This window comes from Mesorhizobium sp. M2E.F.Ca.ET.209.01.1.1, from assembly GCF_004010375.2.
In the GTDB taxonomy this organism is placed as follows: Bacteria; Pseudomonadota; Alphaproteobacteria; order Rhizobiales; family Rhizobiaceae; genus Mesorhizobium.
Genome location: NZ_SADP02001162.1, coordinates 1 through 291, shown reverse-complemented (window position 1 = coordinate 291; position 291 = coordinate 1). Strand labels below are relative to the sequence as shown.

Annotated in this window: 1 pseudogene; it reads left to right on the top strand. The window is 61.5% G+C overall.

Annotated elements, in window-relative coordinates:
* Positions 1 to 20 precede the first annotated feature (20 nt).
* A pseudogene (locus tag EN852_RS39555) lies at positions 21 to 291 on the top strand (hypothetical protein); the annotation flags it as partial.

Genomic DNA, 291 nt, shown 5'->3' with positions numbered 1-291 from the left:
ACGAGAAGCCGGCAACCGCCGTGCCGGCCGAAAAACCCGCGCAAAGCGAGAAAAAGGAGGAGACTGAAGACACCGACAAACAGCAGGCGACGCCGCAAACCGGCGAAAAGCAAGCGGTCGTGGCGCCAAAGCCATTGGCTGCCGAGGCCGCCGACAAGCCGGCGCCTCCATCCTCGGAAGAAAAGGCAAAGCCTAAACCCGCAAAGCCGATGAAGTTCAAATCCGCAACAGCCTTCAAAGCCCCAGGCGGGAAGGCGGGAAGGTCAAATCCCACCAACACCGAGGCTGCGG